The organism is Caballeronia sp. BCC1704 (genome assembly GCF_902833455.1).
In the GTDB taxonomy this organism is placed as follows: Bacteria; Pseudomonadota; Gammaproteobacteria; order Burkholderiales; family Burkholderiaceae; genus Caballeronia.
Genome location: NZ_CADFFT010000004.1, coordinates 471472 through 494182 on the forward strand (window position 1 = coordinate 471472; position 22711 = coordinate 494182).

At 65.1% G+C, this 22711-nt stretch carries 21 protein-coding genes and 1 pseudogene; 11 read left to right on the forward strand and 11 right to left on the reverse strand.

What is annotated here, in order from left to right:
- The 5 genes from HWX53_RS21930 to HWX53_RS21950 form a co-directional block, all read right to left on the reverse strand.
- Positions 1-1278 carry a dihydroorotase gene (locus tag HWX53_RS21930; protein ID WP_175944784.1) on the reverse strand — a complete coding sequence of 426 codons (1278 nt, stop codon included), beginning with the start codon at positions 1276-1278 and terminating at the stop codon, positions 1-3.
- Between the two features lie 10 nt (positions 1279-1288).
- Positions 1289-2326 (reverse strand): aspartate carbamoyltransferase catalytic subunit, encoded by a 1038-nt coding sequence (locus HWX53_RS21935; RefSeq protein ID WP_175944786.1) that lies wholly within the window; start codon positions 2324-2326, stop codon positions 1289-1291.
- Between the two features lie 66 nt (positions 2327-2392).
- Complete coding sequence (gene pyrR, locus HWX53_RS21940) at positions 2393-2908, reverse strand: bifunctional pyr operon transcriptional regulator/uracil phosphoribosyltransferase PyrR (protein WP_175944788.1); 516 nt, start codon at positions 2906-2908, stop codon at positions 2393-2395.
- The gene (gene ruvX, locus HWX53_RS21945; protein WP_175944790.1) at positions 2895-3341 is read right to left on the reverse strand and encodes a Holliday junction resolvase RuvX; all 447 of its coding nucleotides are present in this window, start codon (positions 3339-3341) and stop codon (positions 2895-2897) included. The genes pyrR and ruvX overlap by 14 nt, the downstream gene beginning before the upstream one ends.
- Complete coding sequence (locus HWX53_RS21950) at positions 3338-3916, reverse strand: YqgE/AlgH family protein (protein ID WP_175944792.1); 579 nt, start codon at positions 3914-3916, stop codon at positions 3338-3340. The genes ruvX and HWX53_RS21950 overlap by 4 nt, the downstream gene beginning before the upstream one ends.
- A 30-nt stretch (positions 3917-3946) precedes the next feature.
- Between HWX53_RS21950 and HWX53_RS21955 the strand changes: the two genes are divergently transcribed.
- The gene (locus tag HWX53_RS21955; RefSeq protein WP_175944794.1) at positions 3947-5455 is read left to right on the forward strand and encodes a deoxyribodipyrimidine photo-lyase; all 1509 of its coding nucleotides are present in this window, start codon (positions 3947-3949) and stop codon (positions 5453-5455) included.
- On the opposite strand, the gene HWX53_RS21960 is transcribed toward HWX53_RS21955, so the two are convergent.
- Positions 5445-6839 (reverse strand): hypothetical protein, encoded by a 1395-nt coding sequence (locus HWX53_RS21960; RefSeq protein ID WP_175944796.1) that lies wholly within the window; start codon positions 6837-6839, stop codon positions 5445-5447. The two genes, HWX53_RS21955 and HWX53_RS21960, sit on opposite strands and share 11 nt — an antisense overlap.
- 267 nt (positions 6840-7106) lie before the next feature.
- Positions 7107-7277, reverse strand: a complete 171-nt coding sequence (locus HWX53_RS21965) for a rubredoxin (protein ID WP_025527884.1) — start codon at positions 7275-7277, stop codon at positions 7107-7109.
- Positions 7278-7549: 272 nt separating this feature from the next.
- Between HWX53_RS21965 and HWX53_RS21970 the strand changes: the two genes are divergently transcribed.
- The 3 genes from HWX53_RS21970 (at position 7550) to HWX53_RS21980 (ending at position 9761) form a co-directional block, all read left to right on the forward strand.
- Positions 7550-8425: a hydroxymethylpyrimidine/phosphomethylpyrimidine kinase gene (locus tag HWX53_RS21970; RefSeq protein WP_175945287.1), complete on the forward strand. Its 876-nt coding sequence runs from the start codon at positions 7550-7552 to the stop codon at positions 8423-8425.
- 81 nt (positions 8426-8506) lie between these two features.
- Positions 8507-9289: a DUF72 domain-containing protein gene (locus HWX53_RS21975; RefSeq protein WP_175944798.1), complete on the forward strand. Its 783-nt coding sequence runs from the start codon at positions 8507-8509 to the stop codon at positions 9287-9289.
- A gap of 88 nt (positions 9290-9377) precedes the next feature.
- Positions 9378-9761, forward strand: coding sequence for a hypothetical protein (locus HWX53_RS21980; protein ID WP_175945289.1), 384 nt, complete (start codon positions 9378-9380; stop codon positions 9759-9761).
- A 102-nt stretch (positions 9762-9863) separates the two neighbouring features.
- Here HWX53_RS21980 and groL read toward each other — a convergent pair whose 3' ends face one another.
- On the reverse strand, positions 9864-11504 hold the full coding sequence (groL, locus tag HWX53_RS21985; protein ID WP_175944800.1) for a chaperonin GroEL: 1641 nt from the start codon (positions 11502-11504) through the stop codon (positions 9864-9866).
- A 77-nt stretch (positions 11505-11581) separates the two neighbouring features.
- Complete coding sequence (groES, locus tag HWX53_RS21990) at positions 11582-11875, reverse strand: co-chaperone GroES (RefSeq protein WP_159836846.1); 294 nt, start codon at positions 11873-11875, stop codon at positions 11582-11584.
- Between the two features lie 452 nt (positions 11876-12327).
- Between groES and HWX53_RS21995 the strand changes: the two genes are divergently transcribed.
- The 4 genes and pseudogenes from HWX53_RS21995 to HWX53_RS27770 form a co-directional block, all read left to right on the forward strand.
- A complete protein-coding gene (locus HWX53_RS21995) occupies positions 12328-13503 on the forward strand; it encodes a glycosyltransferase (protein WP_175945291.1) in 1176 nt (391 codons plus the stop codon).
- A 654-nt stretch (positions 13504-14157) separates the two neighbouring features.
- A complete protein-coding gene (locus tag HWX53_RS22000; RefSeq protein WP_175944802.1) occupies positions 14158-14580 on the forward strand; it encodes a CopG family transcriptional regulator in 423 nt (140 codons plus the stop codon).
- A 39-nt stretch (positions 14581-14619) separates the two neighbouring features.
- The gene (locus tag HWX53_RS22005) at positions 14620-15663 is read left to right on the forward strand and encodes a PHB depolymerase family esterase (protein ID WP_175944803.1); all 1044 of its coding nucleotides are present in this window, start codon (positions 14620-14622) and stop codon (positions 15661-15663) included.
- Positions 15664-16006: 343 nt separating this feature from the next.
- Positions 16007-16125: pseudogene (locus HWX53_RS27770) on the forward strand (bifunctional hydroxymethylpyrimidine kinase/phosphomethylpyrimidine kinase); the annotation flags it as partial.
- A gap of 33 nt (positions 16126-16158) precedes the next feature.
- Here the strand turns inward: HWX53_RS27770 and HWX53_RS22010 are convergent.
- On the reverse strand, positions 16159-17793 hold the full coding sequence (locus tag HWX53_RS22010) for a hypothetical protein (protein WP_175944806.1): 1635 nt from the start codon (positions 17791-17793) through the stop codon (positions 16159-16161).
- A 516-nt stretch (positions 17794-18309) separates the two neighbouring features.
- Between HWX53_RS22010 and HWX53_RS22015 the strand changes: the two genes are divergently transcribed.
- Positions 18310-18627, forward strand: a complete 318-nt coding sequence (locus tag HWX53_RS22015; protein ID WP_175944808.1) for a DUF4148 domain-containing protein — start codon at positions 18310-18312, stop codon at positions 18625-18627.
- Positions 18628-18839: 212 nt separating this feature from the next.
- A complete protein-coding gene (locus tag HWX53_RS22020) occupies positions 18840-19610 on the forward strand; it encodes a DUF2242 domain-containing protein (RefSeq protein ID WP_175945293.1) in 771 nt (256 codons plus the stop codon).
- 639 nt (positions 19611-20249) lie between these two features.
- Here HWX53_RS22020 and HWX53_RS22025 read toward each other — a convergent pair.
- Complete coding sequence (locus HWX53_RS22025) at positions 20250-20624, reverse strand: BON domain-containing protein (RefSeq protein WP_175944809.1); 375 nt, start codon at positions 20622-20624, stop codon at positions 20250-20252.
- Between the two features lie 533 nt (positions 20625-21157).
- On the opposite strand from HWX53_RS22025, the gene HWX53_RS22030 reads away from it, so the two are divergent.
- Positions 21158-22594 (forward strand): TAXI family TRAP transporter solute-binding subunit, encoded by a 1437-nt coding sequence (locus HWX53_RS22030; protein WP_175944811.1) that lies wholly within the window; start codon positions 21158-21160, stop codon positions 22592-22594.
- Positions 22595-22711: the final 117 nt, after the last annotated feature.

A 22711-nucleotide genomic window follows, 5' to 3' on the forward strand; every position in this document is an offset into this window, starting at 1 on the left:
TCAGCGGCTTTCGTAAGCGAGATGCCCGCCGACGATGGTCGCGCGCACGCGAGCCGGCAGCTCATAGCCCAGGAACGGCGAATTGCGGCCCTGGCTCTTCAGCTTGCGCGGATCGACGCGCCAGGAAGCGCCCGCATCGAACACGCAGAGATCGGCGAGCGCGCCCACGGCGATGCGCCCCGCCGGCAGCTTCAGCACATCGGCCGGCGCGGACGTGATGCGCGCCAGCGCCTTCGCGAGCGGCAGGTTCGCTTCACGCGCCCACTTCACCGTCAGCGAGAGCAGCAGTTCGAGACCGGTCGCGCCCGGCGTCGCTTCGGCGAATGGCAGGAGCTTCTCGTCATCGTCGAGCGGCGTGTGGTCCGAGCAAATGGCGTCGATGGTGCCGTCGTCGAGGCCCGAGCGAATCGCTTCGCGGTCGCGTTGCTGGCGCAACGGCGGATCGAGGCGGAACTGCGAATCGAAATAGCCGATGTCCACGTCCGTCAAATGGACGTGGTTGATCGTGACGTCGCACGTGACGGCGAGACCTTCGGCTTTGGCCGCGCGCACGAGCGCCACGCCCGCCGCCGACGACACGTGCGACAGATGCACGCGCGCGCCGGTCACGCGCATCAGTTCGAAAATGGTATGTAGGGCTATGGTTTCCGCCGACACCGGCACGCCCGACAGCCCGAGCCGCGACGCCACCGCGCCGCTCGCCGCCACGCCGCCCTTCGCCATGAACGCGTCCTGCGGGCGCAGCCACACGGTGTAGCCGTAGGTCGTCGCGTATTGCAGCGCGCGCAGCAGCGTGCGGGTATCGACAATCGGGTTGTCCGCCTGCGAGAAGCCGATGCAGCCGGCCTCCGTCAGTTCCACCATTTCGGTGATGCTCTCGCCCTTCAGCCCGACGGTCAGCGCGCCGAGCGGATACACATGCGCCTGATGCAGCTTCTGCGCGCGGAACTTGAGCATTTCGACGAGGCCCGGTTCGTCGAGCGTCGGATCGGTGTCGGGCGGGCAGACGAGGCTCGTCACGCCGCCCGCCATCGCGGCGGCCATTTCGGATTCGAGCGTCGCCTTGTGCTCGAAGCCCGGCTCGCGCAGACGCGCGGACAAATCAACGAAGCCCGGCGCGATATGCAAGCCGTTAGCGTCGATGACCTTGGCCGCGTTGAAATCGGCGGGCGCCTCGCCGATCGCGACGATACGTCCGGCCGCGATGAATACGTCGTTACGCGTTTCGGTGCCTGCGGCCGGATCGATGATGGTGCCGCCTTGAATCTGGATCTTCATGTCGTTCTGATTAGTCGCTGTTGCCGGCCACAATGCCCATCACCGCCATGCGCACGGCGATGCCGAAGGTCACCTGATTCAGGATGACCGACTGCGGCCCGTCGGCCACTTGCGAATCGATTTCCACGCCGCGGTTCATCGGGCCGGGGTGCATCACGATGGCATCCGGCGCGGCCAGCGCGAGACGCTCGGGCGTGAGGCCCCAGCTCTTGAAGTACTCCTGCGCGGACGGCAGAAGCGCGCCGCTCATGCGCTCGTTCTGCAACCGCAGCATGATGATGACGTCCACGCCCTTCAGACCTTCGTCGAGGTTGTGGTAGACGTGCACGCCCATCTGATCGAGGTTGCTCGGCAACAGCGTGCGCGGACCGATGGCGCGCACTTCCGGCACGCCCAAGGTCGTGAGCGCATGAATGTCCGAGCGCGCGACGCGCGAATGCAGAATGTCGCCGACAATCGCCACCCGCAGCTTCGTGAAGTCGCGCTTGTAGTGGCGAATGGTGTACATGTCGAGCAGGCCCTGCGTCGGATGCGCGTGACGGCCATCGCCCGCGTTGATCACGTGCACGTGCGGCGCGCAATGCTCGGCGATCAGATACGGCGCGCCGCTCGACGCATGACGCACGACGAACATGTCGGCGTGCATCGCGGAGAGATTGTTGATGGTGTCGAGCAGCGACTCGCCCTTGCTCGTCGACGACGCGTTGATGTTCAGATTCAGCACGTCCGCCGAGAGGCGCTTCGCCGCGATTTCGAACGTGGTGCGCGTGCGCGTCGAATTCTCGAAGAAGAGGTTGAATACCGACTTGCCGCGCAGAAGCGGCACCTTCTTGACTTCGCGATCGGTAACGCTCACGAACTGCTCGGCGGTATCGAGAATATGCGTGACGATGCTGCGCGGCAGGCCCTCGATGGTCAGCAAGTGCTTCAGCTCGCCGTTTTTCGTGAGCTGCGGGTTGCCTTTGAGAAAGCCGTAGCGGAAGGTGTCGCTGGTCTTGTCAGCTTGCTGCGCGCCCGGTTCGGCTGCGCTCTGCGTGGCGGTGTTCATGGTGATCCAGGCGTTGCTTTGAGAAAAGGCTTGCTGCTTGGGCGTGAGACGCGTGCCGCTTGAGCGTCAGTGCGTGCGCGGCTCGGTCGTGAAGCCGAAGGTGCCGTCGTCGCGGCGCGCGAGCACGAGGTCTTCGTTCGTTGCGACGTCCACCATGCCGCCGGTGAAGCGCGCCGCAATCGGCATTTCGCGTCCGCCGCGGTCGGCGAGCACGGCGAAATCGATGGACGCGGGACGGCCGTAATCGTAGAGCTCGTTGATCGCCGCGCGCACGGTGCGGCCGGTGGAAAGCACGTCGTCGATCAGCAGAATGCGGCGGCCTTCGACTGCGAACGGCAATGAAGTCGGGCTCGCCTGACTGTGCAGGCCCTTCTTCGCGTAGTCGTCGCGATGCAGCGCCACGTTCACCACGCCGAAATGCGGCGCGCCCACGTCTTTCGCGAGCCGCTCGGCAAGCCACGCGCCGCCGCTGTAGATGCCCGCGAGCGCCACGCCGTCTGCCGCCGCGAGCGACGCGCCGTAAGCCTCGCGAATCTGTTCGACGAGCGCGCGATACAGCGCCTCTGCGTCAATGGAACTCATGATCGTCGGGAAGTCCGTCGAGATATTGTTGGAGGATGACGCGGGCAGCTTCGGCGTCGATGCCGTCGAAGCGGCCGCGCGCATTCGGGCGCACGCCGCGCTCGCGCAAGTCGGCTTTCGCATCGACGGACGAATATCGCTCGTCCACCCACTGCACCGGCACGTTGAAACGGCCGTTCACCTGATTGCCGAAGCGTTTCGCAAGCGCGCTCATTTCGTGCGGCGTGCCGTCCGGATGCATCGGCATGCCGACGACCACGGCGTCCGGCTTCCACTCTTGCAAGAGCTTGCCGACTTCCTGAAAGCGATAGTCGCGGTCGCGGTTTTCGAGCACGGCGAGCGCCCGCGCGTTACGCGTCAACGTATTGCCGACGGCGACACCGATGCGCTTTTCGCCGTAATCGAATGCCAGCAGCGTGGCTTCGCGGCTCATGCGTGCCCTGCTTCGCCGGAAAGCATGGAGCGCGACACGCCGAGCAGCGACAGCGCCGCTTCGAGGCGGTCTTCGGCGGGCACGTCGAAAATGATGCGCGAATCCGCTTCGACCGTGAGCCAGCCGTTCTTCGAGATTTCTTCTTCGAGCTGCCCCGCGCCCCAGCCCGCGTGGCCGAGCGTCAGCAGGAAACGCTCGGGGCCCTTGCCGCTCGCGACCGCTTCGAGCACGTCTTTCGATGTGGTCATGGCAAGGCCGCCGGGCACGCTCATGGACGAGCTGTACGGTTCGCCCTCGCCCGCCTCGTGCAGGACAAAGCCGCGCTCCGTCTGCACCGGACCGCCGTAATACACGGGCAAATGCACGAGCGGCTCGATTTCGAGCTTGAGGTCGATGCGGTTGAAAAGCGATTGCAGGTCGATGTCGGTCGGCCTGTTGATGACGAGACCCAGCGCACCGCGATCGGTGTGATCGCAAAGGTAGACCACCGTTCCGGAAAACGTCGGATCGACCATGGAGGGCATGGCGATCAGGAACTGGTTCGTCAAATTGATGCGATCGGAAGTCTTGGACATAATTCAGGATTTTAACAAAGGCGCTGCGAGATGGCCGACTTCGATGTGGGGCTGGTCTGGTTTCGGCGGGACCTGCGCGCGGCAGACAATGCTGCACTCTATCATGCGCTTACAAGGTGCCGTCGCGTGCTGTGCGCGTTCGTTTTCGACCGCGAAATCCTCGCTCCGCTCGCTAAAAACGACCGTCGCGTGCCCTTCATTCATGCGAGCGTGGTCGAGCTGGACCGCACGCTTCAGGCGGCCGGCGGCGCGCTGCTGGTGCGGCATGCCATGCCGCTCGACGCGATTCCCGCGCTCGCCCGCGAGTGCGGCGCAAACGCCGTGTTCGTGAACCGCGACTACGAGCCGTCCGCGAAGGCACGCGACGAAGCAGTCGCGCAAAGGCTCGCGAGCGCGAACATCGCGTTTTTCGAGTTTAAGGATCAGGCGATCTTCGACCGCGACGACGTGCTGACGGGCAGCGCCAAGCCGTACACGGTGTTCACGCCGTACAAACGCAAGTGGCTCGAAACGCTCACGCCGGACGCGTTGCAGCCGTATGCGTCGGAAGACAATCTGCACGCGCTCGGCAAGCCGCCCGCGCAGGCGGATCAAGGCATTCCGTCGCTCGCCGCGCTCGGTTTCGCCGATGCAGAAGGCCCCGCGTTCCCGGCAGGCACCGTCGGCGCGTACGCGCTCTTCGACGACTTCCGCGACCGCATGACGGACTACGACCGCACGCGCGACTTTCCGGCGGTGAAAGGCCCGAGCTACATGGGCGTGCACTTGCGGCACGGCACGGTGTCCATCCGCGCGCTCGCCCGCGTCGCGCACGACGCGCAGCGCCACGGCGACCGCGGCGCGCAGACGTGGCTTTCCGAGCTTATCTGGCGGGACTTCTACTTCGCGGTGCTGCATCATTTTCCGCGCGTGGGCATGCCGGGCGATCATCGTGCGTTCAAGCCGGAGTACGACCGCATCGAATGGGAAACGGGCGAGGCGGCCGACGCGAATTTCGCCGCGTGGTGCGCTGGACAAACCGGCTACCCGCTCGTGGATGCCGCCATGCGCCAGCTCAACACCTCGGGCTACATGCACAACCGGCTGCGCATGGTGACGGCGAGTTTCCTGACGAAGGATCTCGGCATCGACTGGCGGCGCGGCGAGGCGTATTTCGAGGCGCAGCTGAACGACTTCGAGCTTTCGTCGAATAGCGGCGGCTGGCAGTGGGCCGCCTCTAGCGGATGCGACGCGCAGCCGTACTTCCGCATCTTCAATCCGGTGACGCAGTCGCAGAAGTTCGATGCCGCCGGCAAGTTCATCCGCCACTACGTGCCGGAGCTGGCGGCGCTGTCCGACCGCGACATTCATGCGCCGTGGCTCGCGAAACCCGACGCGCTGAAGGCCGCGAATATCGCGTTGGGCGCGGACTATCCGCCGCCGATCGTCGATCACGACGCCGCGCGCAAGCGGACACTGCTGCGTTACGACGTCGTGCGCGGGCCGGCCAGAAAACGGGCGTCGTCCCCAGACGAGGACGACGACGACGCTATCGCGTGACGGCCGGAGGACGCTCGATCATCGCGGTCAGCGCGGCAATCGAGGCGCGTCCTTCCGACGGCGCAATCCCCGCGGCCGCCTGATGCAGCATCGAGCGCAGCGTTTGCGCGGCGCGCTCGGGGATGGAGGCGTCGAGGCCGCGGGCATTGCTTTCGGCCGCGCCTTCGCCCTGATGCGCGACGCGCCGCCACGCGAGACCGAGCGTATCGGCGAGCAGCGAGACGTGCCCGAGCCCGAGCGCGCAAGCCGCCGCGCCCAGCCGATGCGACGCGTTCGCCGCATGCAGCGCGGCGGCGGAATCGACGGTGCCGGTCTCGCTCGCCTGCGTGCCGCGCTCGACGAGCCCTTCGATCGAGGCCTCCGCGCTTTGCAGAAAGTCTTCGTAGGCGGCCGCGTTCACGCGCAGCACGCCGAGATCGCGCGTGACGGCCTCGCGCGTGCTTTCCTCGCTTGCCTGCGCCGCGCCCTGCTCCCACGCGGCTTCGGACGCGGGCGTCGCCGCGACGTGCCACGCCACGGTCAGGCCGTAGTCGCGCAAAACGTCGACGTGTTCGGCGTCTTCAGGCGTCGCGCCGTAGAGCGCGAAGTCGCGCCACAGCAACGCGAGCGTCGCGCGCACGAGCGAACGCGGCGCGAACGTCGACGCGTGCGCCTGATCCGCCAGCACGAGGTTGAAGCGGGCGTAGAGCCGCTTGGCGTCCGCGTAGCTGGAAAGATCGGCATGACGGCCGGCCCGGTCGCGCAGCGCCCGCACCGTGGACGACGCGAGCCGCCAGAAATCGTACGGATCGGGGCCCGCGAGCTCGGCGAGACAGGCATCGAGCCGCGAGAAGGTTTCGTCGATGTCGGCTTGCGGCTGGTCGGCGCCCGCGCGCAGCAACGCGAGCAGCGCCGCCTCGTAGTGCGCCCGGACCCGCGCGAGCCTTTCGGGCGCGACGCCCCGCAGCGTCGACGGCGCAATGGCGCGTCCGGCGAGCGCGAGGTCGTCGTAGGAAACCGGTGCGATGCGCGTATGCACGGCCAAAAGCGCGTGCAGCCCGCGATAGTGATCGAAGAGTTCCGTCGAACACGACAGCTCGCGCAGGTTGTGGCGCTCGACCGCCGCGCGGAACGCGGACATGGCGAGAGCGATGCGGTCGTGCGTGCCCTCCGATTCATCGCCGAGCGGCGCGACGAGCGCGAGCGCTTCCGCGAAACGTTGCGCGGGCAGCCATCCGGCCGAATGCAGCGCGGCAATCGCGCGCTTGAGCGCGGGCGCGATCTCGCCCTGCCGCTGGAACGCGTGCATGGCGTCCGTGAGCGCCATTTCGGCGAGCCGGACTGAGCCGCCGCGCGGGTTCGGCAAGGCTTCGATCGGAACGGGAAGGTCGGGACGAGATGTCATAACGGGCGCTCACAAGCCAGAAACGCGCGTGGCGACGCCGCCTCGACGCGCGGTTGAACTGCATTATCGACGAGCGCGGCAGCGAAGCGCCGCCGAGCCTGTCGTGCTCAAAGCGTATGCCTTTTACGAGCGCAGGCGGGAACGAATGTTCCTGCCGGATTGGCGCCGACGCGCGACCCGACTCGCCTGCGACGCCTGCACGAATCGCAGGCCGCAAAAAACACGCGCCGCATGGCGTGAGCCATGCGGCGCGGTAGAGCATGCGGATCAGATCTGGACCATCTCGAAATCTTCCTTGCGTGCTCCGCATTCGGGACAGGTCCAGTTGATCGGAACGTCCTCCCAGCGGGTACCCGGCGCGATGCCCTCTTCCGGCAATCCCGCCTCTTCGTCGTAGATCCAGCCGCAGATCAGGCACATCCAGCTTCTGTATTCCATACTTATGCCGCGTCGATTGGTCGATTGAAATTAGGCCATGATGGTACCGTGTTGCCGTGTGGATGCCTAGCAAGGCGCCGGCCCGACGTGCATCCCCCAAATAGCGGGATGTGTGCGTCACCGCTCTGCAAAAAGGTGCGCACGGACGGCAGGCGGGCGGCAATAGGCCGCATAATCGAACCGTGTCCGGGCGCGTGCGCGGCTTTTTTCGCGTTCGCTGCAACTGAAACGTCTCACTCGTGCAATTCAAATCAAAAATGTCCGCTCTTGCCATGACCGGCGACTCTCCACCGATCGTTCTGACTTTCGGGCTCTCGGACCCAACGGGCGGCTCCGGCCTGCAAGCCGATTTGCTCACGCTCGCCAGCATGGGCTGCCACAGCGCAACGGTTCTCACCGGCTACGCCGTGCGCGATTCCGCAACCTGCGATGAGGTCAACGGCCTCGACCCCGACGCGGTCGCCGCTCAGGCGCGCATGTTGCTAGAAGACATGCCGATTGCCGCATTCAAGATCGGCGCGGCCACGCGGGCGGAAGTGGTCTCCGCGATCGCGGAAGTGGTGTCCGACTACGACGACGTTCCGCTGATCCTCGCGCCCGACTTCACGCTCGACGACGAACACGTACTGTCCGCCGACGAGCTGCGCGAATCGCTCGCCGACCTGCTCGTGCCGCAGACGACCATGCTGATCGCCGATCACGCGACGCTTTTGCAGCTTGCGCAGCCGGACAGCGACGCGGAAGCGCCGACGCTTGATTCCGCCATCTCGCACATTCTCGCGCAGGGCTGCGAGTACGTGCTGGCGATGGAAACGGGCACGCATCGGCATGTGAACACGCTGTACAGCGAGGAAGGACAGGTGCGGCAGGACCTGTGGGATCGCGGGCTGCATCGCGTGATGGGCCTCACCGACACGCTCGGCGCCGCGGTTGCCGCGCTGCTCGCGAACGGTCAGGAGCCCGCCGAGGCCGCGCGCGAGGCGCAGGAGTACGTGTTTCAGGCGGCGCGCGCCGCGTTTCGTCCGGGCATGGGCGCGTACTTGCCGGATCGCTTTTTCTGGGCGCGATCCAACGACGCGGACGACGAAACCGACGCCGCGTCTTTGCCCGATGATTCGGCCGGATTGCCCGGAGAAGCCCGGCATTAGACGAAATCGGTGCCAACGATGCAGTGAACGAAGCGACACGAACGGAGTTCGGAGACCAACGAAGGGAGGCTTTGCGAGCGCATGCCGTATCGACTGCCCCATCTGCACAAGCCCGGCCCGCAAGGCGCCATCCGCGTCGGCTGCGCGGGCTGGGCGCTTTCGAGCTCGGTCCAGTCGAGCTTTCCCGACGAAGGCACGCATCTCGAACGCTACGCGCGCGTGCTGACGTGCGTCGAAATCAACTCGAGCTTCTATAAGCCGCATCGCGAGCAGACCTACGAGAAGTGGGCGCAGAGCGTGCCCGACTCGTTCCGCTTTTCGGTGAAGCTGCCCAAGGCGATCACGCACGACGCGCGGCTCGCCGACACCAACGAGCTCATCGACGAATTTCTGGCCGCCGCCGGCAAGCTGGGCGACAAGCTCGGCTGCTGGCTTGCGCAACTGCCGCCGAGCCTCGCGTTCGAACACGATCTGGCCGATGCCTTCTTCAAGGCGCTGCGCGAGCGCACCATGCTGCCGGTTGCCTGCGAGGCGCGCCATCCGAGCTGGTTCACCAAGGATGCGGCGGCGCTTCTGAAAGCGCATCACATCGCGTACGTGGACGCCGATCCGATTCCCGACGACTGCGAGATCAAGCATCGGGCGGACACGTCGCTCGTCTATGTGCGGCTGCACGGCTCGCCGGATCTCTACAAGTCTTCGTACGACTTCCCGTATCTCGACGATCTCGCGCGCACGCTGCAAGCCCGCGCGAAAAAGACGCCCGAGGTGTGGTGCATCTTCGACAACACGACGCTCGGCCACGCGCAGCCCAACGCGCTGCATGTGATGGAGCGTCTGCATCTTCATCATCGGAAGGCGTAGTGCCTTTCCGCTTCCGTTCGTTGCTTCCGAAGGAGATCCGCTGATGCACAAGCCGGCACGACGCTTCGCTCGCCTGATCCGAACCACGATGCTCGCCACGATTGTCTCGGCGGCGCTGCCCGTCCATGCGCAGGACGCATCGCCGCCGCCGGCCACGCCTGCGGGCGACGGCACGTTCCTGCTGACCATCTTCCTCAAGCACGACGAGTCCAAGCCGCTGCCGAAGATCAACCAGCAGTTGAAGGAACAAGGCTACTTCAAGACGTTTCCGCCGCCAGGCGTGGAAGTGGTGTCGTGGTACGTGATGATGGGCATCGGGCAAGTGGTGACGTTGCGCGTGCCGGCGGACAGGCTGCGGGAAGTGAATCGCGCGATCGAGACGACCGCGTGGGGCGGATATCACACGGAGTTTTACCCGACATACGACTACAAAGCCGCCGCGCAAAAGCTGCGCGACGAGATGAACAAATAGCTTGTCGATGGACGAAAAAAAACCTGCATCGCTGCAGGTTTTTTCTGGCATGGCGCGAGCCCCTTGCGAGACTCGCACCGATGTAATCGGGCCGAAGCCGTCTTACATGTCCATGCCCATGCCGCCCATGCCGCCGGGCATGCCGCCAGGCATCGGAGCATCTTCCTTCGGCAGTTCGGCGACGGCTGCGTCGGTCGTCAGCAGCAGGCCTGCCACCGATGCCGCGTTTTGCAGCGCCGTGCGCGTCACCTTGGTCGGGTCGACGACACCGGCTTCCACCAGGTCACCGTACTCGCCGGTTGCCGCGTTGTAGCCGTAGTTGCCCGAACCTTGAGCAACAGCCGCCACCACGACCGAGGCTTCTTCGCCGCCGTTCGTGACGATCTGGCGCAGCGGCTCTTCCATCGCACGCAGGACGATGCGGATACCCGCGTCCTGGTCCGAGTTCGCGCCCTTCAGGCCTTCGATGGCCTTGCGAGCACGGATCAGCGCGACGCCGCCGCCAGCCACGATGCCTTCTTCCACTGCTGCGCGCGTTGCGTGCAGAGCGTCTTCGACACGTGCCTTCTTTTCCTTCATTTCGACTTCGGTCGCAGCGCCGACCTTGATCACTGCCACGCCGCCGGCCAGCTTGGCCACGCGCTCTTGCAGCTTCTCACGGTCGTAGTCCGACGTCGCTTCTTCGATCTGCTTGCGCACTTGCTTCACGCGCGCTTCGATGTTCACGGCTTCGCCAGCGCCGTCGATGATCGTCGTGTTTTCCTTGCCCACTTCGATGCGCTTGGCTTGACCCAGCTCTTGCAGCGTCGCCTTTTCCAGCGTCAGGCCGGTTTCTTCCGCGATGACTTGACCGCCGGTCAGGATCGCGATGTCTTCCAGCATGGCCTTGCGACGGTCGCCGAAGCCCGGAGCCTTGACAGCAACGGTCTTCAAAATGCCGCGGATGTTGTTGACGACCAGCGTTGCGAGCGCTTCGCCTTCGACGTCTTCAGCGATGATCAGCAGCGGACGGCCGGCCTTCGCGACTTGTTCCAGCACCGGCAGCAGATCGCGGATGTTGGAAACCTTCTTGTCGTGCAGCAGCACGAACGGGTTTTCCAGAACGGCGACTTGCTTGTCCGGGTTGTTGATGAAGTACGGCGACAGGTAGCCGCGGTCGAACTGCATGCCTTCCACGACGTCCAGCTCGTCTTGCAGCGACTTGCCGTCTTCGACGGTGATCACGCCTTCCTTGCCGACCTTGTCCATGGCTTCAGCGATGCGCTCGCCGATGGACGTGTCGCTGTTCGCCGAGATCGAGCCGACTTGCGCGATTTCCTTGTTCGTCGTGCAGGGCTTGCTGATCTTGCGCAGTTCTTCGATGGCTGCTGCGACGGCCTTGTCGATGCCGCGCTTCAGGTCCATCGGGTTCATGCCCGATGCGACGTACTTCATGCCTTCGCGAACGATGGACTGTGCGAGCACGGTAGCGGTCGTGGTGCCGTCACCTGCGTTGTCGCTGGTCTTGGAAGCGACTTCCTTGACCATTTGCGCGCCCATGTTTTGGAGCTTGTCCTTCAGTTCGATTTCCTTCGCGACCGAGACACCGTCCTTGGTGACCGTCGGGCCGCCGAACGAACGCTCGAGCACGACATTGCGGCCCTTCGGACCCAGCGTGACCTTGACCGCGTTGGCCAGAATGTTCACGCCTTCGACCATCTTGGCGCGTGCGGAATCGCCGAAAGTGACTTCTTTAGCTGCCATATCCAGACTCCTTGATTCGATTCAGTGTGCCGGCCCGCCGCCCTTTCGGCGCGAAGCCCGGCGTACAGGAAGAATGCTTACTTGTTGACCAGAACGGCCATGATGTCTTCTTCGCGCATGACGAGCAGTTCCTGCCCGTCGACCTTGACGGTCTGGCCGGCGTATTTGCCGAAGAGCACGCGGTCGCCCACCTTCACGTCGAGGGCGTTTTGCGTGCCCTTGTCATCGCGCTTGCCCGGGCCGACGGCCAGGACTTCGCCTTGATCCGGCTTTTCTGCCGCTGCTTCCGGGATCACGATGCCCGATGCGGTCTTGGTTTCCTGGTCCAGACGTTTGACGATGACGCGATCGTGCAAAGGACGAAGGTTCATACACACTCCTCTCTTGAATGAGACTGAAAACGCGGGAAAGCCCGTCTTTTGGGCGGAGCCCGCCGGACGGAAATCTTGTTAGCACTCTCGTGCAGTGAGTGCCAATTATATGGACCGGATTTGACAATTTCAAGGAGGGAGGGAGACGGCTTCGGACGTGTGCGCGCGGTCATGTTCATAAAGCGTCTAGACTGGATCAGTGACAGCTTCGCTGCCATCGCTGGCGGGCCGCGGCGCCTGCGAGCGGGCGCGTTCCGGTCCTCGAGACGAAATCTTTGGTCGCGGGCGCTCGTCTTTGCCTCTCGGCAACTGCGGTAGCATGGCAGCTTCGCCCTTCTCTTTTCGACGAACGCGTTCCCACAGTGCCGACTGCCGCTCTTCCCGCAAGCCCAATCGCAAGCCAAGCCGACTCCGAAACCAACGCACGGCCGCCAGCGGGCGAACGTGTGCCGGTGCTTTTCCATATCGTCGACTTCAACGACGGCGGGATCGAATCGTCGCTCATCCAGTGGCTGCGGGTCTTCGACCGTGAGCGCTTCAGCGTCACGCTGTCCGTGATGCATTCCTCCCCGGCGTTCGAGAGCCGCTTTCGGGCGCTCGTGCCGCCGGATGTCGGCATCGAGATCCTCGCTGATAAGCAATGGCTCAATTACTTTCAGACGCGACGTTACGCGCGCAAGCTGAGCAAGCTCGGGCGCGTGGGGCGTGACGTCTTCAACACGCTCTCTGTGCGGCCCTATGTGAAGCGACGCATTCAAGCACTGGCGCGGCGGCACGCGCTGATCGTCGATTTCGACATGTCGCTGCGCCGCCTGGCGGGCCAGTTCGGCACGGCGTGGCTCGGCGTCAACCACTTTAGCTTCGATGCGCGGCTGGGCGACCGTCCGCGCAAGAAGCGCCGGCTCGCGGCGCAGTTCGCGCGTTACGACGGCGTGGCCGCGCTGAATCAGCACATGGCCGATGAAGCGCGCCGCATGTTCGGCGACGGGCTGCAGCGGCTGTTCGTGCTGCCGAACGCCATCGATATAGAACGTATTCGCCGCGACGCGCTGGCGACCGAAAAGCCGCTGTGCGATGCGCCGTACATCGTGTCCGTCGCGCGACTCGACGAAATCCAGAAGGACCATCGCACATTGCTGCGGGCTTACGCGCGGCTCGTGAGTGCCGGCGATATCGCGGAGCATCTGGTGATCGTCGGCGACGGCGCGTTTCGCGGCGAACTCGAAGGGCTCGCAGACGCGCTCGGTATCGCCGCGCGCGTGCACTTCGCGGGTTATCGCAACAACCCGCACGCGCTGGTCGCCAGCGCGCGCGTTCTGGTGCTCAGTTCGCGCTACGAGGGCATGCCGATGGTGCTGCTCGAGGCGCTCGCGCTGGGCACGCCCGTGATAGCGAGCGATTGCCCGACCGGCCCGCGCGAGATTCTCGGCGACGGCCGCTTCGGCATCTTGTTTCCGATCGGAGCGGACGACGAACTCGCCGAAGCCATGCGCCGCCTGATCACTGACGAAACGTTGATGCATCGCATGCGCGCGCGTGCGCTGGAACGCGCTGAAGAGTACGGCATTGCAGCCAGCAACGAGCGTTTTGCGCGATGCGTGTCGGAACTGACGAGTGCGAGGCGCTAGCGGCCGCTTGTTTTCTGTACGGCCGCATGGGCCGCGCTACTGGCACGCTCGCAATGCGGACCCGCGTCGACAGGCTTGCCGCACGCCTACGCGACTGGCGCTTGGCAACAGGATTCACAGTTCGAGCGGACTAGGAACTCGCGAGCGCCATGCGCCGCTTGCTTACCGACGATGCGTTGAGCAATCGCATGCGCCAAAGCGCGCTGGAACGCGCTGAGGAATACGGTATCGCGGCCAGCAACGAGCGTTTTGCGCAATGCGTCGCCAAACTGACGCGTGCGAGGCGCTAGCGACTGGCTGAGTCGCGTACAGCCGCCGGGGCCGCGCTACCGGCAAGCTCGCAGTGCGGGCCTCGCGTCGACAGGCTTGCCGCGCGGCCACGTGACCGGCGTCGGCCAACTGATCCCGAAGGGCGCCGCGCCGCTAATTCCAAGCCTTGCCGCGCCGGTTACGCCGACAACGCGGTTCGCCGCACAAAGCGGCGACTAGCCATTAGTTATCACGAGAAGGCAGTTCCCTCCTCCGCCGCAGATTGCGCAACCGCGCCGCCATATCCCGCTGCGCGACGCGACCGCGCGCTTTAAAAAATGCGAACTGCCACTTGAAAACCCGCCGCTGACCATCCACCTAGATGGCAGCAGGATGGAGCCCCTTATGCCCGTACAACCAAACGACCTCACCCGCTCAAAAGGCGGCGACACCGAAAAAATCACGATCAACCTCGGCCCCGTCGACCTCGGCCAGATCGATCTGCTCGTCGAAGAAGGCTTTTACTCGAACCGCACGGACCTGATCCGCACGGCTATCCGCAATCAACTCGCGGTGCACGCGTCCGTCGTTCGGGAAACGGCGACCCGGCGTGCGCTCGTGCTCGGGCTTCAATATTTCTCCAGACAGGACCTGGAAGCGGTGCGCGCGGCCAATGAACGGCTGAAGATTCAGGTGCTGGGCCTCGCGAGCATCGCCGCCGACGTTTCCCCCGAACTCGCGCTTGCCACCATCGAATCGATTCTGGTTCGAGGTGCCCTTCACGCATCGCCGGCCGTCAAGGCCGCGCTTGCAGACCGGATCCGCTGATTGCGGCTCGACCGCTCTGCATCCGAAACCGGACAAGACATGAAACTGAACGAAGGTTTTCTCGACTCGATGAAAGAGGCTTTTCAGCTCTTTCAGAACGGCAACAGCGATGCCGCCACCGACGTCGTCAAGCGCGCGATGCGCGGCGACCATGCCCACGCGGAGTCCTCCGCGCCCGCGTCCGGGCTCTCACGCTTCACCGAACGCCTCAAGACGCCCGCGCGCGCCGAACCGCAGCCCGAAGTGGAAGATCGCGGGCACTTCAGCACGCGCCGCTACGCGAATGCCGCCGGTCAGCGCGACTACAAGCTTTATGTGCCGAGCGGTTATCGCAACGAGCCATTGCCGCTCGTCGTGATGCTGCACGGCTGCACGCAGAACGCCGACGACTTCGCGGCCGGCACGCAAATGAACGCGCTCGCGGAACGGCAGCCGTGCATCGTCGCGTACCCGGTTCAGCCGCAAAGCGCGAATGCATCGAAATGCTGGAACTGGTTCAAGCCGTCCGACCAGCAGCGCGACGCGGGCGAGCCGTCGCTGATAGCCGGCATCACGCGCGAAATCATGGCCACTCACAATGTGGATGCGAAGCGCGTCTACGTCGCGGGCTTGTCGGCGGGCGGTGCGATGGCGGCGATCATGGCGCAACGCTATCCCGACTTGTACGCGGCAGCGGGCGTTCACTCGGGACTGCCCGCCGGACACGCGCACGATCTGCCGTCCGCGCTCGCCGTCATGCGCGGCGGCGAAGGCAAGGCGGCGGCGTCGGGGGCCGTTCGCTGTCCGCTGATCGTCTTTCACGGCGATGCAGACGCCACCGTGAATCACGTCAACGCGCGCCGAGTCGTCGAAGGCTTTGTTGCGAGCGGGCCGGAGCGCCGCATGGCGGGCGTGGCGGGAACTCGCCAGCATTCGGTGCAGCAGTTCGTATCGCCCGATGGGCTGCCCGCCGAACTGTGGACGCTTCACGGCGCACCCCACGCGTGGTCCGGCGGCAGCGCGCGCGGCACTTACACCGACCCGAGCGGACCGGACGCCAGCGCCGAGATGCTGCGCTTCTTTTTCGCGCATCCGAAGAACTAGGCAGGTTTCATCGCGGCTCATGCTTCGCGAGACGCCGCACCCGCATGCGACACGGCAACTGCGCGAGCGAAGCGCGCGTTGGGCGGCCGTTACGCATGGCGCCTGTTCTCGTCGAGCCTGTGGCGGGGTTAGCGAGCGCCGCATTTGTCGGCCGGAGGCCGGCCCAGCACCGTGAAGCGTTCCCGAACCGCTTGCGGTGTAAGCACGGGAACCGGCATTGCGGCCGAGAGGAGAGAGCTCCCAGGCGAAACGTCATGCGTCGCTTGATTCGGCGCCGTCTGCTCACGGCATGATCGACGCACGGTACGTTGGCGGGTCGAACCTCTCGTGATACTGACGCACATTGGTGCGTCAGGGCGAGGCGCTGCTTGCCTCGGGCGCGCGCGCCGTGCTGATGAAGCACGGGCATCTGGCATCGGCGGACAGTCCGACTAGCTGATCGAAACGACGGGCGCGCTGCGGTTTGCCGGCGCGCACGCCAATCGGCGGGCCGTGTCAGCGACAATCGCGCCGCTCATACAGCGACCATTCGCCCTCTTGCACGACCTGAACGACATCGCATTCATTGTTGACGAAAAAATTCTCCGGTACGGGCCCCGCCTTGTGCACGAAGAAATACCGATACTGCCGCCCGTTGTCTTTCGTCCAGTCGAAGCGCCGGGGATCGCCTTCGAGCGCCGGGGGTTGCAAAGGCAGCATCCCCGGTTTGAAGCGCGCGATCTGCGGCACGAACGTCGCGAAGTTGAAATCGACGAACCCGTGTTTCTCCGCCTGATACCACAGCGCCTGATGCATGTAAGCGGCGATGCTCCCGTACGCGGGACTTTCCCGATCGAACACGAGGTTCAGCGCGCGTTGACCCGGCTCCGCTCGCGCGAGCAGCTTCTCGAGCGGCGCGTTCTCGGCGGCGAAGCGATGCAGGCGGACGGCTTGATCGGTGAGAAAAATCCAGCATCCCGCGATGATCGCGGCCTGCACGCCGACGCCTCGCCATGCGGTCCAGGGCGAACCCAACGCCGAACCCGACGCCGATGCGCGCGCATCGCTCGCCGGCCGTGGCGCGGGACAGAACATCAGCGCATAGGCCGGCAGCAGGAAAAGCGCGAACCGGTGATACAGATAGCCGGTCTTGAGCGCCGCGTCGGGCACGGCGAACCAGATGAAAGTCACGGCCAGCATCGGGACGATCACCGCGCGGTCCCGATTGATCTTGTCGCGCCAGAGCCAAGGCGCCGCGAACATCAAGGCGACGAGCGGCAGATACATGGCGGCGCTCTTGCTCATGCCCCAGACATAAACGGGCAGCGAGAGCACGCGGTGCAAATTCCAGCCCCATTTAAATACGACGATGTCGGGCACCGTCTGCCCGAGCAGCGGATCGGTCGCGCGACTGCGCAGCACATAGGCAATGCACAGCAAGCCGAGCGGCACGAACGGCGCGAGCGCCTTCACGCCGCGCGCGAGCGGCCTTTGCTTGAAGAGCACGAAGCCGACGCCGACAGCGCACGCGAACAGAAACACGAGCCCGTGGCAGAAGAACAGCACCGCGCCCGCCAGCGCGATGGCGACACCCTTCTTCACCGACAACGCCGTTGCATAACCGTACGTCAGCCAGATGAACAGAATGCCCAGCGGCGCCGCGACCAAAAACGTGTAGAAGCCCCATCCGAACGCGAAGCCGAAACATCCGGGCACGAAGAGCCAGTCGAGCCGTGCATCGCCATGCAAATGACGTCGAAAGCCCACGCACGATGCGACGAACCCCAGGTACGCGACCGTCATCAGGCACTTGAGCGCGGCCGCGACCGGCATGAGATACGTGAGCGGCAAAGCCAGCCCATAGCCGATGAGATATGGCGTCAGCAGATTGAGTTGCACGAGGCTTTGCCACGGCGACGCATGTTCGAGCAGATCGCGCAGCAACATGACCTGCCCGGCGTGCTGGGGCAAGTCGGCGAGCGGCGGACGCGGCGCGATCCAGAACAAGGCTGCGCCATACAGCACGGTCGCGAAAAAAAGCACGCGCGGCAGCATCGCGGCTCGCGGACCGGCGCGCGAGACCGGCGCTGGCGCGGCCGCTGCATCGACGTTCGCGCTCGCCGGCGCGGAGCGATCGACCGGAAAGTTCATGGCGTTTCCTCGATGATGTGCCCTTCTTGGACGGAAGTCGTCGGCGTGTAGTGAGGCTGCGAACTTGTAGAGGAGGCGCGGACGCGCAGGGCCAGATTGACGAGCCGGCAAGGTTCGTCGCGCGGCGAGATGAGATCAAACGTCGTCATAGGCGATGTTCTCATGGCGAAAGCTGCGTTGACCGTAGAGCGCGTCGCTAAGCAGCCCGAAGGATTCATCCGACGTTAATGTGGGCGGACGACGCGGTACGCAGACGACGATACCACGCGATATGCAACAAAAAATATGCAGAAGCTCGTCTAGGCCGCGGGCCGATGCATCTCGCTACTTGCATGCGATGCAGCGTCAATCGCTCTGGCAAACCGATTGAGCGGATTAATCCTATTTCGACAATTCAGCTTTCGCTTAACTAGGGTTTATACCTAGTCGCAGCCGACTTACACTGCATCTCAACGACAACGCAGTGCGAGTCCAAGCTCCTGCGGCGTCCCGCTCAACCAGATACGGAGGTTTATCATGTTCAAATCAATCGTTCCCGCCATCGTCATCGCTTCGGCACTGGCTGCCCCGGCGCTGGCCCACGCGGACGAAAACGGCGCTCTGACCCGCGCCGAAGTGAAGGCGCAACTGGCCGAACTGCAGCGCGCCGGTTACAACCCCGCCAGCGATCACACGACTTACCCGGCCGCGATCCAGGCTGCGGAAGCCCGCATCCACGGGACGCAAGGCGCTGCGGCGACGTCGTTCGGCGGCTCGGCGGACGGCGCGTCGGCGTCCGGACGCGCGAATCGCGCGACTGCCGAGGTCAATGCGGTCGATTTCAATCGTCCGTAAGCGGTATCGACCGATGCGAAGCCCGGCCCCGCGCCGGGCTTTTTCGCATGCGCGTCCGCGTTTGGTGAGCGCCACGACAGGCGCCTTACGACGGTCATCTCGCTGTAAGCCTCGGATTTTTCGACGTTTTCGGATTGTGCTTTTTCATCGGAGGCTCGGACCGCACTAAAATGTGTGTCTGCTTGTCACAGATCTGGTTTCTGCCCCCTGCCATGCCTATCCCGTCGTCCTTGCGCCTCGCTGTCGTTTCACTCGGTCTTCTCGCGCTCGCTGCCTGCGGTGGCCGCACCGCTACCACGCCCAGCTATCAGCAGGAGTTGTTCAACACCGGCGCGAGCCCCTACGCGCATAACTTCGACGCCACGGTAAAGGAAACCTGCGAAGCCGCGCGCCGCGCGTTGCTGTCTCAAGGGTTTCTCACGACGATGGCGCAGGCCGACAGCGTCGACGCCACGAAGAACTTCCAGCCGTCCGCCGAGACGCACGTCGTGGTGTCGTTTCATGTCGTGTGCACGCCCGGCGAGAACGCGACGAATCAGAGCATCGCCTATGTGAACGCCGTGCAGGACGGCTACGCGCTCAAGAAGAGCGATACGTCCGCGAGCGTAGGCCTGAGCGTGCTCGGCTCGCTTTCGCTGCCGATCCGCTCGAACAGCGACGCGATGGTCAAGATCTCGAGCGAAACCGTGCCGGCCGGCAAGTTCTATGACCGCTTTTTCGGCTTGATGGGCCACTATCTGACGACGGTGCCGCGCAGCTCGCCCATTGCATCCGATGAAGTCGAGAGCAAGCCGCTCGCGCCCTCACTGATCGTCAGCTCGCCGGAGTTGACGCCGACGCCGATCGTCGTGCAGGCGCCTGCCGCGGCCGCGACCGCGATTCAGACGCCGGAGGCCGCGGCGGCCACTAAGCAGGAAGCCCAGGCTGCCGCCAGTACTGTGGCGGCATCGGCGCCGGTTGCGGCGTCGGCGGTGACGCATTGATGGATCGTTGGTCGGCTGCGGCGTCGGCGGTGACGCACCGCTTCGCCGACAATCTACCGACTGCGAAGACCGCAGTCACGGCATCCGCACTCGTGCCGCATCGGCGGTGACAGGCTGAGCGATTGCCGATTCGCGGGGCGTTGCGACTTCGGCCGGCGTCGGCCCATTCGTCGACGCGCATTTCCCGGTTCACGCAAGAGCGGAGCGACCGAACAGCACATATCGCCGACTCGACAGCGCCGCGCTGGCTCATCGGCCGGCTGTCGCACCAAACAAAAACGGGCTCCTCGCCGCCCTGCGTCGCCCCAATTCGCCGACGCGCGGCCTCCGTTTCGCGCCACAGCGAAGCGGCCGGACACCACCTATCCCATTCACCCGACTCGACAGCGCCGCGCTGGCTCATCGGCCGGCTGTCGCACAAGGCGATAACGGGCTCCTCGCCGCCCTGCGTCCGCCCATTCGCCGACGCGCTGCCTCCGTTCGCGCACAGCGTCGCGGCCGGACAGCACCTATCCCATTCACCCGGCTTGGCAGCGCCGCGCTGGCTCATCGGCCGGCTGTCGCACCAAACAAAAACGGGCTCCGACCTAAGCCGGAGCCCGTTCGCGCGCCTCGCCCGAAACGGCTGAGGCTCGCCGCTTATTTGCCGCCGTTTTGCGGGCTCAGCGTGAGCTTGTTCGAGACCGACTGCACGCCCGTCACGCCCTTCGCCACTTCTTCGGCCTGAGAGATCTGCGCGCCTTCCGGCACCGTGCCGGTCAACGTGACCGCGCCGCCGCGTGCGCGGACGAACACGTTCGACACATCGAAGCCCTGCGCTTTCGACAGCGCGCGGCGCACGTCGTAGCCGAGCTTGCGATCCGTCTTCTTGGTCGCGGACTTCTGCGCCTTGGTCGGCGCGGCGGATTCGGTGCCGGTGGTCGCCGCGGCATCGCTGGATTGAGCATAGGCGCTCGACGCGACCGCCACGCACACCACGACGCCCAGCGCCTTCAACATATCGACAACTTTCATGGTTTCTCCTTTTGTTTCGCTTGTTGACTTCGCACAGTTGCTGCTTCGCTCGTTTGCACTTCAAGCCGGACAGCGTGGACCGGCCTAAGGCGTACGGCACCGCGCATGCCCGTGGCCGCGCGGCCGGCGGTCCAATGGACCGGCGAACCGGCGGCGACGTGCCGCGGATGCTGTCATGCAATGCTGCGAGAGGCTGGCGAAGAAACGAACTCGGCCGTTATTCGGGCGGATGACCCGTCGGCTCGTCTATGTGTTGTCCTGACGCACGGCAATTCAACAAGCGCCCAAGAAGGCGGCACGTGCCCGCCTGACCCAAATAACGGGTTTTCGGACGGAAGTCCTTGCCGTGCGGCGGCGAACGTCAATTTAGCCCAGCGCGGGCATTAGCGCAAAGCATTTAACATCGCGAGCCGCCCGCACGCGACACACGCGTGTCACACGCATGCCGCCGCCGCGACGGCAGCCGGGCCGCGAGGGCTTCGCGTCGCGCGTTCGGGTAAGCTCTCGGGCACGAAGTTGACAGTTGGCACGAGATGACTCAATCAGACGGCAATCCCCAAAAGGAACGCCCGCGACGCAGGCCGCAACCGAAAATCGTCGCGCGTTTCGTCGCGGTGTCGTGGCGCGACCTCGCGCTGACGTTCGGCCCGATTCTCGTCGTGGCGATCGCGGCGCTATACCTGGCCGTGCGGCTCATTCAACCCGCGCCGCCGAACACGCTCACCATCGCGGCCGGGCCGAAGGGCAGTTCTTTCTGGAACAGCGCGCAGAAGTACAAGGCGATCCTCGCACGCAACCGCGTGACGCTCAACGTGCTGGAGACCCAAGGCTCGCTCGACAATCTCACGCGGCTGGAGAAGCCGGATTCCGGCGTCGATGTCGGTTTCGTGCAGGGCGGCATGATGCCGCCGGGCGCAGTGCACGACGACCTCGAATCGCTCGGCAGCGTCGCATACGTGCCGCTCGCCGTGTTCTATCGCGGGCCCGTGGTTTCGCGGCTGTCGGAGTTCAAGGGAAAGCGGCTCGGCATCGGCGCCGAGGGCAGCGGCACGCGCGCGCTTGCGCTGACGCTCCTGAAGGCGAACGGCATCGAGCCCGGCGGCGACACGCAGTTGCTGCCGCTGTCCGGCGAGGCCGCGGCCAAGGCGCTCGAAGGCGGGCAGATCGACGCCGCGCTTTTGACGGGCGATTCCGCGCAGCCGCCGACGATGGCGAAGCTGCTGCGCACGCCGGGCGTGCGCTTCATGGACTTCGCGCAGGCCGACGCCTACGCGCGGCGCTTTCCCTACCTCACCGAGATCGAATTGCCGATGGGCGCGTTCGATTTCGCCAACAATCTGCCGCCGCGCCCGGTCCACATGATCGCGCCGACCGTCGAGCTCGTCGCCCGCGACAGCCTGCATCCCGCGCTCTCGGACCTGCTCATCGAGGCGGCGCGCGAAGTCCACAGCCGCGCGAACCTGATGCAGCGCGCGAACGAATTTCCCGCGCCGCTCGCCCACGAATTCCGCATCAGCGACGACGCCGAGCGTTATTACAAGTCGGGCAAGAGTTTTCTGTACCGCGTGCTGCCGTTCTGGATCGCGAGTCTCGCCGATCGCGTGCTCGTCGTGCTCGTGCCGCTCGTCGTCGTGCTCATTCCGGCGCTGCGGCTCGTGCCGGGGCTGTATCGCTGGCGCGTGAAGTCGCGCATCTATCGCTGGTATGGCGCGTTGATTGCAATCGAACGGGAGGCGATCAGCGGCCCCGACACCGCGCAGCGCGACGCCCTGCTCGACCGAATCGACGCGATCGAATCGGCGGTCAACCGGATGAAGATGCCGCTCGCCTTCGCGGACCAGTTCTATGTGTTGCGCGAGCACATCGGCTTCGTGCGCGAGCGGCTCGCCGCCGAGGCCGGCGCGAACGCGCAGCCGCCTTCGCGCCGGCAAGTCGCGTCGCGTGAAGACACGGAGCAGCGCAGCACGTAATATCGAATGATTCGATCGCGATAAGCGGTCGGGAGATACGCGGCGCGCGTTCGCCGCACCGGATGCAGGACACGACGCCAGCCGGCGAATGCCGCAGCGTGAGCGCCGCAGCAACCG